Annotated in this window: 11 protein-coding genes; 5 read left to right on the forward strand and 6 right to left on the reverse strand. The window is 46.6% G+C overall.

Annotated elements, in window-relative coordinates; genetic code table 11:
• Positions 1-193: 193 nt before the first annotated feature.
• From RGU72_RS09870 to RGU72_RS09880, 3 genes are all read right to left on the reverse strand, one after another.
• On the reverse strand, positions 194-439 hold the full coding sequence (locus RGU72_RS09870) for a hypothetical protein (protein WP_322119557.1): 246 nt from the start codon (positions 437-439) through the stop codon (positions 194-196).
• Between the two features lie 70 nt (positions 440-509).
• Positions 510-860 carry a DUF5071 domain-containing protein gene (locus RGU72_RS09875; protein WP_322119558.1) on the reverse strand — a complete coding sequence of 117 codons (351 nt, stop codon included), beginning with the start codon at positions 858-860 and terminating at the stop codon, positions 510-512.
• Between the two features lie 96 nt (positions 861-956).
• Positions 957-1322, reverse strand: coding sequence for a pentapeptide repeat-containing protein (locus tag RGU72_RS09880; RefSeq protein ID WP_322119559.1), 366 nt, complete (start codon positions 1320-1322; stop codon positions 957-959).
• A gap of 312 nt (positions 1323-1634) precedes the next feature.
• Here RGU72_RS09880 and RGU72_RS09885 point away from each other — a divergent pair, with 312 nt between their 5' ends.
• Positions 1635-1796: a hypothetical protein gene (locus tag RGU72_RS09885; protein WP_322119560.1), complete on the forward strand. Its 162-nt coding sequence runs from the start codon at positions 1635-1637 to the stop codon at positions 1794-1796.
• 998 nt (positions 1797-2794) lie between these two features.
• A complete protein-coding gene (locus RGU72_RS09890; RefSeq protein ID WP_322121614.1) occupies positions 2795-3529 on the forward strand; it encodes a YoaK family protein in 735 nt (244 codons plus the stop codon).
• Positions 3530-3582: 53 nt separating this feature from the next.
• On the opposite strand, the gene RGU72_RS09895 is transcribed toward RGU72_RS09890, so the two are convergent.
• Positions 3583-5205: a peptide chain release factor 3 gene (locus RGU72_RS09895; protein ID WP_322121615.1), complete on the reverse strand. Its 1623-nt coding sequence runs from the start codon at positions 5203-5205 to the stop codon at positions 3583-3585.
• Between the two features lie 235 nt (positions 5206-5440).
• Positions 5441-5989, reverse strand: a complete 549-nt coding sequence (locus RGU72_RS09900; protein WP_322119561.1) for a hypothetical protein — start codon at positions 5987-5989, stop codon at positions 5441-5443.
• Between the two features lie 483 nt (positions 5990-6472).
• Between RGU72_RS09900 and RGU72_RS09905 the strand changes: the two genes are divergently transcribed.
• From RGU72_RS09905 to RGU72_RS09915, 3 genes are all read left to right on the forward strand, one after another.
• On the forward strand, positions 6473-7534 hold the full coding sequence (locus RGU72_RS09905) for a S1/P1 nuclease (RefSeq protein WP_322119562.1): 1062 nt from the start codon (positions 6473-6475) through the stop codon (positions 7532-7534).
• Between the two features lie 164 nt (positions 7535-7698).
• The gene (gene sppA / locus RGU72_RS09910; protein WP_322119563.1) at positions 7699-9567 is read left to right on the forward strand and encodes a signal peptide peptidase SppA; all 1869 of its coding nucleotides are present in this window, start codon (positions 7699-7701) and stop codon (positions 9565-9567) included.
• Between the two features lie 272 nt (positions 9568-9839).
• Positions 9840-10358: a GAF domain-containing protein gene (locus tag RGU72_RS09915; RefSeq protein ID WP_322119564.1), complete on the forward strand. Its 519-nt coding sequence runs from the start codon at positions 9840-9842 to the stop codon at positions 10356-10358.
• Positions 10359-10684: 326 nt separating this feature from the next.
• Here the strand turns inward: RGU72_RS09915 and RGU72_RS09920 are convergent, their stop codons facing one another.
• Positions 10685-12382: a long-chain fatty acid--CoA ligase gene (locus tag RGU72_RS09920; RefSeq protein WP_322119565.1), complete on the reverse strand. Its 1698-nt coding sequence runs from the start codon at positions 12380-12382 to the stop codon at positions 10685-10687.
• Between the last annotated feature and the right edge of the window lie 300 nt (positions 12383-12682).

The following is a 12682-nucleotide window of genomic DNA, read 5'->3' on the forward strand; positions in this document are numbered from 1 at the left end:
GAATCTTGGCGCTTGCCGCGAAAGCTTGACCAGCAAACGAGACCATATTTACGCGCGATGTGTCGATAGTAAAACGGACCGACCAACGAGCCGACCGCAAAGCAACCCGCCATGAACCACAAGACCTCTGCCGCTGACAAGTGATGCCTAGCCGGATGACGAAGTGTGGAGTAGAGCCACAACATCGGCGGGATTATGGCGAGGCATGCGCCACTGATAAGCCCCAAGACAATGAAACTAATACCATGCGCTGCAAAAGCACCCACGCAAACGCCATTGGGATGAATACGTTGAGCTTCTCTGCACTTGAAGCTGAATATCCCAAGGCAGTCAGGCGATTCACGATATCGTCCTCGCTCGCGTTCCTGATAGATGCCATGATCGACGTCGTATCTCGTACCGCTTGCATGGCTGACTCGTGTCCAATGGATGCGGTCATTGTGATGGCTAACGTCTTGAATTCAGCGACGCCGCAGGCATCCGCTGGAATGATTTTTTATGCGATGGCGTCATTTCGATTCCAGTAACTCAAGCGCCAGTTCGTTAAGCTCTTCCGCACGTTCACCCGGGGTAGGCTCACTCGCAAGACGTTTAAGATCATGACGAAGAAGCCGGATCAGTTCTGATGATTGAGCAACTACACCGTTAAGTATGCTGACCTTCCAAGTATCGTCATTCGACGTGAGGACTTGGCGAATGCCGGGAAAAACAACGCTTCCGGGGTTTGCAAGGAACGGTGCAAGTACTCGCGCCACTGGCCAATTTAAATCTTGTACCCACTCAAGCAGCCCAAGGTCGGAAGCATTTCCCAAAGCGACGATTATCTCTGCGGCATTTGTGTCAAATTTATCGACAGGCATCATTTGGCTGAAACATAACGCAAAAGTGATATGCACCGCGAGCTGCAGCTAACATAATGGGTAAACATTAACACGGAGTCACCATCGACTGTCTTGTTAAGTTGCATCGAACGGTAGCTCGTCGATTGAATAAATGTGCCCTTGTTCAGAAGCAGCCAAAAAATTAACATTGATCAACTTCGCCCCAATAAAAATAGCTCCGTCAATTGCACTTCCTTTAAACGATGCACCTTCAAGATTGGCCTCAGTGAAATCGCAACACTTAACGTTTCCATTCTCGAATTTCACTCTTGCAAGATTCGCCCCCCTAAAGTTTGCATTAATGAACGATCCAGAAAAATCGCTATCCATGAGCATTGCCGCTGAAAAATCCAAGCAAATACTGTCCAGGTCTAAGTCGGAAAAGGAACGCTCTCCGGCGGCATAGAGTTCGAGAATTAAGTGTGCGTCTGGATGTGCCATTTTTGAAACTTAACGCTAGGTTAACCGGCGCCCATAAGGCGTATCCGAAGCGATGCGGAGTATGGGCGTCTGCTTTGAACCTAATGTTAGGCTGGCGTGAGGACACGGTTTGTACTTGCATTTTGAGCCATTGCTGACGGAGAAGCATGAAGTTGTGAAAGCGGACTTCATAGGTTGGCCATGACAGCCGCAGCCTTGGTGAGCCACCAAAGAAATGCGATAGAGGCAATTGCATTTACAAAGCTCAACCAGAGAGGCCTTACGCAAAGAGTGAACTTCTGACGCTCAGAAATTGCAGTGACTATGAGGCTGATGATTGAATACCCACCAGTGCATATGGCGACGAAGCTGACGAGCACTGCCAGACTAAGAATTAAGACTGCAAGCGCCTCGCTGCCCACCGTAAAAGCGACAGCCATTGACGCGAGTAGTGACAGCAGAGCGAGCGCGATGAATCGATGCATGTTTGCCTAACGACTAAGTTAACCCACACGCAGCGTGGGCATCGAGCGACAAGTTAGACCGAAAAGCATGCTCTTCATCGGGTCTGTCACGGTTCTTCAAAAAGATGCCCATTCACTATTCCCTGCAACATGAAATCACTTGCGACGTTCTGTAATACATTAATAAATTACTCCAGCAAGGAAAGCGGGATAATTCGATTATCATAATTATAGCGAAGTATCGTAGTCGCTACATCTTGCGATTGCTCTCGATGAGTACGTGTAATATCAATGTCTGAAAACCCTCCAAAGGAGCCCAGCACCCATTCATACTCGTTTTCTTAATCATACTCACCGTCGACAAGCCCAATCATCTCTGCTAGCTGCTCCAATGGCAACGCAGTATGAAAGCTCAACGACAGGTAGGCTATATTCTCGTCTGTATGCATCGATTCGTAAGATGTCAAACTTCAAATAGAGTGAAAAAACTCCGCATAACCTGGCGGCTTGTCCGGGCATCCTTGCAAGCCAACCCGTCCGTAACTCCTGCTCTGTAACGCTTTCCGCTATATGCGGTACAGCACTAAATAACCAGGAAAGGCCGACAGCTTCCATGGATACCGATCGTCTCACTTCCGAACCAGTTCCAAACAACCAAAGTAGCTTATCTATCTTAAAAATTGTATTCGTGATAAGCGAGATAGTTTATGCACCGAGGAAGCTTATGTCTACTGGATTTAATCGTATGTCAGCTTTCGCCCCTATGCGGACGCTTAAGAAAATCATTTGACCAGCTCCTAAGGGCACAACCGCGACATTCACGATCTGATGCATCCTGTCAGATCGAGTGACAACTTGTACAGATCAGCGCTGTAACACAGCGGGGGGCGGTTTTGCATAAGTCCTGAAATTACTTTGATTTGCGACGGTATCAGCGTATCAGCTTGCTGCTATTCCGTTTCGTCCGCTACACTGAATCATCCTCCTAAATATCTCAGGGACTTGCTCACATCTGCATCGATTGCCGCTATGCCACTTAGTTATCTTGCTCAACTGACCTCACCTCAACGCACGGCGCAAACCAATTTGCATCTGGGTGTTGCTTTAGCCTGTAATGCTGGCGCGCTTAATGCCGGTGGATTTTTGGCGGTGGGGCAATACACCTCGCACATGACGGGGATCGTCTCCTCAGCTGCAGATGACATTATTTTAGGCCGGCTGATACCCGCATTTGCGGCATTGCTGATGCTTGCTGCGTTTATCTCAGGATCGGCCAGCACCGCGATTATCGTCAACTATGCCAAACGCAATACGCCGGACTATATCTACACACCGGTATTACTTTTAGAAGCTAGTTTGCTTTTACTATTTGGTCTAGTCGGTACGACATTGCGCCAGCATGAAGTGATCACGGTATCGTTCACCGCGGTATTGTTGTGCTATGTGATGGGATTACAAAATGCGCTGATTACTAAAATTTCTAACGCAGAAATCCGTACCACGCATGTCACGGGTTTAGTCACAGATATAGGGATTGAATTGGGTAAATTAATTTACTGGAACCGTAACAAAACCATCCCCAGTCAATCGGAAGTCGTCGCCAATCGCACTAAATTAAAAATACAATCAATGCTGATCTCGGCATTTTTTATTGGAGGCTTAGTCGGCGCAGCAGGATTCAAATATCTGGGATTTATTTCTACTTTGCCGCTGGCGATTGCGCTGGTGACTTTATCTTTGGCGCCACGATTTAAATCCTCATAAAAAAACCGCCAGTAATTTCTCACTAGCGGTTTTGTTTGATTTTTCCTCGGATTTTAATCCAGCTTAGCGGCGTGCTCACGGGTCGCATGGAACACCACACCAGGCCAACGTTCTTGTGTCAACTTTAAATTGACACCGGAGGTCGCCAGATAAGCCATATTGCCAGCAGCATCAAAAGCGATATTACCGCCAGCGCTGGAGCGTTCAAAATCAGCCAGCATTTTTTTATCGTCGCAAGTAATCCACCGGGCGCTGCTGATGCTGGTACCTTCAAACACAGCATCGACACCATATTCATTTTTAAGCCTGCTTGCTACCACTTCAAACTGCAATACTCCAACCGCGCCCAATACCAAATCGCTGCTGACCACGGGCTTAAATACTTGTACCGCGCCCTCCTCACCCAGCTGCTGTAAACCCTTTTGCAATTGCTTGATTTTCAGTGGATTCAGAATCCGTGCTGTGCGAAAAAAATCAGGTGCAAAGTAAGGAATCCCTGTGAACTGCAATAATTCGCCCTCAGAGAAACTATCGCCAATTTGCATATTGCCGTGATTCGGCAAACCGATAATATCGCCTGCATACGCTTCTTCCACCTGCTCGCGGGAAGACGCCATAAAGGTTACGACAGAAGATACTTTGATCTCGCGGTTCAAGCGTAAATGCTTGAGTTTCATGCCGCGCTCAAAACGCCCAGAACAAACCCGTAAGAAGGCGATACGGTCACGGTGAGCGGGATCCATATTCGCTTGAATTTTAAAAATAAATCCAGTGAACGGCACCTCTTTTGGTGCTACCGAACGCACGCTGGCATCACGCTCACGCGGTGCCGGCGCCCAATCCAGCAAGGCATTGAGAATCTCGCGCACGCCAAAGTTATTGATTGCAGAACCAAAGAAGACAGGCGTCTGAACACCTGCCAAAAAATCATCCAGACTAAACGGATGGGAGGCGCCGTGCACCAGTTCCACTTCCATTTTTAACTGTTCAATTTCTAGCGGGAACATTTCTGCCAGACGAGGATTGTTGATTCCGCTGACGACTTCAAATTCTTGATCAGCACGCTCGCTACCTGGTGTGAAGAGCAAAATTTCATCGCGCAGAATATGGTACACACCGCGGAAGGTTTTACCCATTCCGATCGGCCATGTCACTGGTGCACACTTAATTTTTAATACTGATTCCAACTCATCGAGCAATTCCAGAGGATCGCGGGTTTCACGATCCATCTTGTTGACAAAGGTGATGATCGGCGTATTGCGCATGCGGCATACATTTAGCAGCTTGAGGGTTTGCTCCTCCACACCCTTAGCAGCGTCAATCACCATCAAGGCAGAATCAACTGCCGTTAATACACGATAAGTATCTTCAGAAAAATCCTGGTGGCCTGGTGTGTCTAGCAAATTGACGACGTGATCACGATATTCAAACTGCATCACGGAGGATGCGACAGAAATGCCGCGCTGCTTTTCAATCTCCATCCAGTCCGAGGTGGCATGGCGACCGCTCTTACGCGCTTTGACCGTACCCGCTAACTGAATCGCACCGGAAAACATCAAAAGTTTTTCGGTCAGCGTGGTTTTACCCGCGTCTGGGTGAGAAATAATGCCAAAAGTACGGCGACGCTCAACCTCGCGGTTAATCAAATCACTGGAAACGGTGACAGAGGGCTGAATTGCTTCAGAATCGGCGGGAGAATTGAGGTCAGACACGGTATTGGCCAAATTAAACAAAAGCTTACAAGTTTAACGGTGTTTGGGGTTTGTGTCGAATTGTGGATAAGACACGCCATAGTTTTTTATCTCGCCAGTTTATTTACGCTCAATAAAATATACGCCGTTTGATTGTGCTGATAAGTTGTGCTGACAGTTATTGAAAATGAGCTATTTGGCATTAATAAAGCAGCAGGACTTAATCAAGAAGATGTGCTTTTGTCACATCCGCGCATTGCTGAATAACCCAATTTTTGGCATCTTCGTAGTTTTCAAAAAACTGGATCGGGCAAACGCCTTTATAGAATTTTTCATAAACTGGTTCGATAAAGTTACGTCCTTCAACATCTTGTTTTGCCACAAATGCGCTGCAAACCAAATGACGCTTATCTACTGCAATTTGTGCTCTGTAAGCTAATGTTTCCAAGGCTTCGCGAGAACACAGCAAAGAATCATGCATGATCCCTACCGTGCCCCATAGTCCTTTTGCAGAAAGTTCTTCAATATGCGGCATCATCGCGTTAAACCACGCGTCCAGTAGTTCAATATTCCATTGCCCACGCACTTCTGACACCAATACCTGGCCATCAATATAAGTAGTAAAGTTTCCGTGTGGTCGCATACATTCTTTTGGAAAATAGAACAATAAAATTGCAGCAATACCGATATTATTTTTCAGATTATTGGTAGCGCAATTGAGACAGGGCGATTCTGATATTAATTGGAAGTATTTATTATATTCTTCCATCACGAACTCTACTCTCGTTCAAATGAGAATAATGTCAATGATGGTTAAAAGTTTGGTGTAAATCATCATTCAGGAAATAGTATGGAATAGGACTTACGCGAAACCGCTCCAGCTGCGTTTTAGCCCCTAGCTGCACTAAAGTACTATCTTCGTCGCTAGGCCTTGACGGGACAATTTTGCGTAAGTCCTATGGAAATCCGATGTTGTGATTTAAAAAATGAACAATAAGTTTGGAAGTTAAGAGTTGTCTACGAAATTAGGGGAAGTCCAGACAACACCTTCAGCGATGCATTAGGTTTTGCATGGATTTGTAACGATGTAGTGGAATTCTCGGTTTAACGACGGTCTATGCAAAAAAATGGTTTAATCTTTCCCGCAGAAAAGAAGTTGCGATAATAGCTTTGACTAGAATTAAACCATGTCTTTACTGAAACTCATTAATTACCCTCTTAATCAAAATTATTTGGATACCTCGGACATCGTATGCCTACACGCCTTAATAACTCTATGCAGAACCGCAGTAATAAACGAATAAATTCAAAGATAATGGCTGGCATGCTAGCTAGCCTGGTTTATTTACCTCAACTGGCTTTTGCCTGGGGCGCTGACGGGCACCAAACAGTAGGCGCGATTGCCGATGCGATGCTGGTCGGGACTAAGGCGGGTGAAAAAGTTAAATCCATTTTGGGCAATCGCAGTCTGGAGCTAGTATCCGTATGGGCTGATTGTGCAAAAGGTATCAGCCCTGAAAAAGACTACGCTTACACCGTGCCAGGACGCTATCCAGAATGTCAGCCATTTGAAAATCCGGAAGACATCAAGGCACTGGCTGATTTTGTCCGTCGCAATCAAAGCAACTGTAACCCGGCCGCGGATGAAGAAAGCTGTCACAAACAATATCACTACTCCGATGTGAGCTTGCAGCACGACCACTACAAAACAGGTTACACAGGAACCAGCGATCATGATGTAGTGCACGCGATTCAGGCAAGTATCGATGTGCTGAGCGGCAAACCGGCACCAGCACCATTTAGCATTAAAGATCCGCGCGAAGCCTTAGAGTTGCTGACACATTATGTTGGCGATATCCACCAGCCTTTGCATGTAGGTTCGATTTATCTTGATGCAGACGGTAAAATCATTAATCCCGACGACACGCAATATGACAAAACATCTAATACCATTGGCGGCAATGCCTTAAATTGCCCTTGTGGTAATTTACATTCGCTGTGGGACGATGTGCCGCTAAATTTTAAGCGCGGCAGGATGAACGAATCATTGGCGAAAAAAGCGAAAACTGTTGCCGTAGATGCAGCGCCAATACAAGAATGGCCAGTGCTGTGGGCAGACGAATCGATCCGCAACGCCCGTCTGGTTTTTGGCGGCGCGCAATTTAGTCAGCGTACACCCAACGTCAAAGGAAATAATTGGTCTATCGCCTTACCGTTAGCGTATGAAAAAACCATGTATAACGTCAAAGAAGATGCGTTGACGAAAGCTGGCGCTCATCTGGCGCAAGTATTACAAGCCATCTGGCCAGAATAATTTTCATCTGAATCACAATACGGCGCTTTTTAGCTCTATGCTATAGCGCCTTTAGTTTCAACAGCAATCGCCAGTTATCGTCAATTGTCATCAGCAGTCCCCAATAGTTCTCGTCCGGCATTTACTTTGATTTTTTCTATACTTTCCTACTTTCAGGAGCACGCATGTCTTTCACCCCAATCCGCTGGATAAAAAACAGCATTGTTTTTGTCTGGAATGCTCTGGATTTTGGCCGCCGCCTTATTCTTAATTTAATCTTGCTGACTCTGATTATCGTGATTGCCATTGGTATTTTCTCTGGCCCAGGAAAAAAATTGGATGATAAAACTGCGCTGATGCTGACGTTAAAAGGCAGCCTGGTTGAACAAAACGCCGGTAGCGCACGCGATACTTTGCTGGCAGAAGCCCAAGGTACGGCACAAAAAACGATGCAGCTACGAGATATTTTGGCGGTGCTGGACAGCGCATCCAAAGACCCAAAGATTACTAGTTTGGTCCTCATGACAGATGAGATGCAAGGCGCAGGTTTGCCGATGTTGCGCGAAGTCGCTGCGGCGATTGATCGCTTTAAAGCTAGCGGCAAAACCGTAGTGGCTTGGGGCTCCAGTTTTGATCAGCGCCAATATTTTTTAGCCTCGCATGCGACTGAAGTGTATATGCACCCAATGGGTAATGTGATGCTGACTGGCTTTGGTCGCTATCGCAATTACTACCGCGATGCGCTCGACAAACTCGGCATCACAGTCAACTTGATTAAGGTCGGTACTTATAAGAGTTTTGCCGAGCCTTATATCGCCAACGAACCGTCGGCCGCAGCAACTGAAGCTGAAAGTTATTTGTATAACGCGATGTGGGCAAGTTATACCGGCGATGTAGAAAAAGCCCGTAAATTACCCGCTGGTAGCATCATGCAAGGCATCAATCAATTACCCGATTTGCTAAAAGCGACTAACGGTGACGCAGCAAAAATGGCGGTCAATGCCAAGCTGTTGGATGGTCTGAAAACCCGTGATGAAATTCGCCAGTTAATGATTTCCAAAGGTGCTCGCGATGATCAGAACAAGAGTTTTAAGCAAGTAGCATTTGACGATTATCTGGCCTCACTAAGACCAAAAATTCTGGGCGATGCCATCGGTGTTGTCATCGCTTCTGGCGAGATCAGCGAAGGGATGGCGCCACCGGGAGCGATTGGCGGCCTCTCTACTGCCAACCTGATCCGCAAAGCGCGCGAGGATGACCAGATCAAAGCAATCGTTCTGCGTGTTGATTCCCCTGGCGGCAGCGCCTTTGGTTCGGAACTAATCCGTCGCGAACTGGAGTTGACCCGTAGTGCAGGCAAACCGGTAGTCGTCTCTATGGGTAACGTAGCAGCATCTGGCGGCTATTGGATATCGATGGCATCTGACGAAGTGATCGCCGACGCGACCACAGTCACTGGATCAATCGGTGTATTCGCTATCTTGCCAACTGCTGACAAAGCCTTGGATAAAATCGGCGTACATACTGGTGGCACAACCACAACCTGGCTGGCGGACGGCTTCAATCCGCTACGTCCGCTGGACCCTAAATTTGGTGAAGTGATACAAGCCAGCATCAACCACATCTATGATGATTTCACTACCAAAGCAGCCAAGGCGCGCAAAACTACGCCAGAGAAAATTGATGCAGTAGCACAAGGGCGTGTCTGGACAGGTCAGCAAGCCAAAGATCGCGGTTTGGTCGACACGGTTGGCACCTATGGCGATGCTCTGGCATCGGCAGCCAAGCGCGCTAAACTCGGTGCGGATTACCGCACTGTGTATATTGAGCGCGAGCCATCCAAATTTGATCGCGTCTTCAGTATGTTTGGTACATCCGTCGCAAAAGCATTTGCTACCGTATTAAACGACCAATTCAAAATGGCGATTGTCCCGACTGGCTTACCACCAGAATCCGCCATGCAGATGGCAAAAGAATTGAGCTGGTTATCTGACATCAATAAAGGTAACAAAGGCTATGCGGCGATGACACATTGTCTGTGCAGCGTCCCTTAATAACCGGATGTAGCACGATGATCTGGCTCGATTTGATTCTGTCTGACTTGATTTGATGTAGCTCTGCCAGAACGAGTAAGGGTAAAAACTAAAAAGGGTAAGCAATAAGATGCTTGCCCTTTTTTTCGTCCAAAATCTAAGTGCCGAATTTCTATCGGCAAAGTTTAAGTGGGAATACGTTTGGTGACTCGGATAGAAATTCTGGGATAATGCATGGTCTTCACTAAGATACTTCATTTCTTATCCTGTCTTCTTACTCAAGCATCCACACTATGTTCACACCACCTAGCGCCAGCACCAAGCCCGATTACCAATTACTTGTTCGCCAAGTGATCAGCATTTTGGAAGGCGAAACCGATCTCACCGCCAACGCGGCACAATTTTCTGCACTGGTTTATGACACCATCGCTGATTTAAATTGGGCAGGTTTTTATCTGGTAAAGCCGGCCAAAGCATCGGCGCCTAGTGCCAATACAAACAAGCAAGAATTATTGGTCGGCCCTTTCCAAGGCAAAGTTGCTTGCGCCCGGATCGCATTTGGCAAAGGTGTTTGCGGTACATCAGCAGCAGAACGCAAAACAATACTGGTACCCGACGTGCATGCGTTCCCTGGCCATATCGCCTGTGACTCGGCATCGAATTCGGAGATCGTTATTCCCGTGATCAAGAACGGTGAATTGTTTGGCGTGTTCGACATCGACAGCCCAAGTCTGAACCGGTTTAGCGCAGAAGATCAGCAAGGATTAGAGGCGATGGTTGCGGCGTTTGTCGATGCGACGGATTTTAGCTAAGGCTGAAATAGCTGTCTGTATAAAATCTAAACCCAGATTTTCCATTGGGATTTGAGCTAATGGAAATCTGGGTTTATTTGTCTGGAACTATCTGAACTGTTCTACGCTATTTCAATGTATCTCAAAATAGAAAAACAATATACTGGGTATATGTATCATAATTAGATGTCGTATTATCCAATTATTATTTGGACGACTCATAAAAATTAGCGCATACTCCCCATAATTCACCTCATAAGCACCCAGATCAAGCTTGCAGAGTGTTTTGAAATTCGGCTTTAAAATTCAACTTTAAAACTGTCATCTCAAAACATCAAAATTCAATCTCAAGCCTTCAGCTTTCTCGCCTCTTCTTCGTACAACTCTTTCTTTGATAACTTACCTACCGGCGTCTTCGGCAAGTCAGCCCGAATTTCCATGGTTTGCAACATCTCGTGTTTACCTAGTTTGTCTTTCAAAAAGTGTTTCAATTCGTCTAAAGTAAATGCGGCAGCACCGGTTTTGAGTTTGATAAATGCTTTTGGCGATTGACCACGATAGGCGTCCGGTATGCCGATTACACTGACCTCGGCAACCGATGGATGCTCATAAATCGCTTCTTCAATATTGCGTGGATAGACGTTGTAACCACCGCATAAGATCATATCTTTGGTGCGATCCACGATGTAGACAAAACCGTCTTCATCCATGTAGCCGACATCACCTGTACGGAAAAATCCATCAGAGGTAAAGGACTCTGCGGTCGCTTCTGGCTTCTTCCAATAGCCCTTCATGATATTGGCACCCGCAACACAAATCTCGCCACGCTCGCCTATGCCCACATACTTGCGAGCATCATCCACGCTGGCAAATTTAAAATTAATCCCCGGTGCTGGCAAGCCGCAAGACCCTGCTTTGCGCTTACTAAATAGCGAAGTAAACGTACCCGTTGGTGAGGTCTCTGTCATACCCCAGCCTTCAAGCAAACTACAACCAGTAATGCTCTGAAATTGCTGCAATACTTCCGCTGGCAAAGGTGCGCCGCCGGAGTTGCAAAACTTCAACGAACTCAGATCGTATTGTTTGATATCGGGATAATTGATGATGGCGGTATACATTGTCGGCACACCTGGGAAGATGGTGATTTTTTTACCGGCCAGATCTTTCACTACGGCTTCCACATCAAATCGGGTATGCAAAAATATCTCTGCGCCCATAGAGACGCCAAACAACATATCGACGGTTAAAGCATAAATATGGAACAGCGGCAGCACCGCCAGAACCCGCTCTGCACCTTCGGTCAGAATCGGCGGGCTAACATTCAGCGTCTCTTTGATCTGGCTGCATGCTGTCGTTAAGTTTGCATGCGTCAGCATGGCACCTTTAGGCAAACCTGTCGTGCCGCCGGTGTACTGTAAAACGGCGATCGCATCTTTGGGATCGGTCGCTACAATCGCCTTGAACTTTGCTTCGCCTGCTAACAATTGGGCAAATTGCACATGCTGCGCATCATCAGGAATTGCGCACAGTTGTTGCGCTTTCTCCAGATTGGCATGTACGGCGTCGGGGTAAGGCGACATCTCGGCGATGTTGCCGATAATCAGTTTTTTCAGGCGCGTATGGCCGAGCATTTTTGCCATCTGCGGATATAGCATGATCATATCGAGCGTGACCAGCAAGTCAGTCTCACTGTCGGCGATTTTATGCTCCAGAACTTTTTCCGCATCCAGCGGTGAGTAATTGACAACCGTACCGCCCGCTTTTAATACGGCAAAAAAACTGATCACGTAGTGCGGCGTATTCGGTAAAAACAAACCAACATGCACACCAGGCTTGACACCCAATTGCTGAAATCCTGCGGCGGCTTTTTCGACCAAGGCATGCAACTCACGGTAGCTGGTCTTTTTACCCATGAAGTCGAGAGCCGGATGATCAGGCCATTTTTCCAAGGCATGATCAAGCAATTGTGGCACTGGCATAACCGGTAACTCTGCGTCCCAGCGGACACCAGCTGGGTAGGATGCGATCCAAGGAAAATCTGTCATTGTCTCTCTCACTTTGTTGGAAATGAAATCTGTTTATTTATAATTATTTGTACTTATTTTTTGCTTGCAACTTAGTTCATTGCGGCTCGTTACTGCTCATTACGGCTTATTGGGCTGTCACTCGCTCTCCTGTTTTTTTTGCTGCTTTTCCTACTATTTTTCTACCACCGTTTCAATTATTTAGTCACTTGCTTAGACGATACAACTATCGATATTTATGCGCGCAGCAGGAATTTAAATAAAATATACTCACTACCTGTATTTTTTATTGTCCATATAAAACCTAGTTATTAAGCCAAT

Origin of the sequence: Undibacterium sp. 5I1 (assembly GCF_034314085.1) — a bacterium.
Taxonomy (GTDB): domain Bacteria; phylum Pseudomonadota; class Gammaproteobacteria; order Burkholderiales; family Burkholderiaceae_D; genus Undibacterium.

Coding starts and splice junctions, on each gene's coding strand:
- RGU72_RS09870 (WP_322119557.1), bottom strand. CDS start 439: ATGACCGCATCCATTGGACACGAGTCAGCCATGCAAGCGGTACGAGAT.
- RGU72_RS09875 (WP_322119558.1), bottom strand. CDS start 860: ATGCCTGTCGATAAATTTGACACAAATGCCGCAGAGATAATCGTCGCT.
- RGU72_RS09880 (WP_322119559.1), bottom strand. CDS start 1,322: ATGGCACATCCAGACGCACACTTAATTCTCGAACTCTATGCCGCCGGA.
- RGU72_RS09885 (WP_322119560.1), top strand. CDS start 1,635: ATGATTGAATACCCACCAGTGCATATGGCGACGAAGCTGACGAGCACT.
- RGU72_RS09890 (WP_322121614.1), top strand. CDS start 2,795: ATGCCACTTAGTTATCTTGCTCAACTGACCTCACCTCAACGCACGGCG.
- RGU72_RS09900 (WP_322119561.1), bottom strand. CDS start 5,989: ATGGAAGAATATAATAAATACTTCCAATTAATATCAGAATCGCCCTGT.
- RGU72_RS09905 (WP_322119562.1), top strand. CDS start 6,473: ATGCCTACACGCCTTAATAACTCTATGCAGAACCGCAGTAATAAACGA.
- sppA (WP_322119563.1), top strand. CDS start 7,699: ATGTCTTTCACCCCAATCCGCTGGATAAAAAACAGCATTGTTTTTGTC.
- RGU72_RS09915 (WP_322119564.1), top strand. CDS start 9,840: ATGTTCACACCACCTAGCGCCAGCACCAAGCCCGATTACCAATTACTT.
- RGU72_RS09920 (WP_322119565.1), bottom strand. CDS start 12,382: ATGACAGATTTTCCTTGGATCGCATCCTACCCAGCTGGTGTCCGCTGG.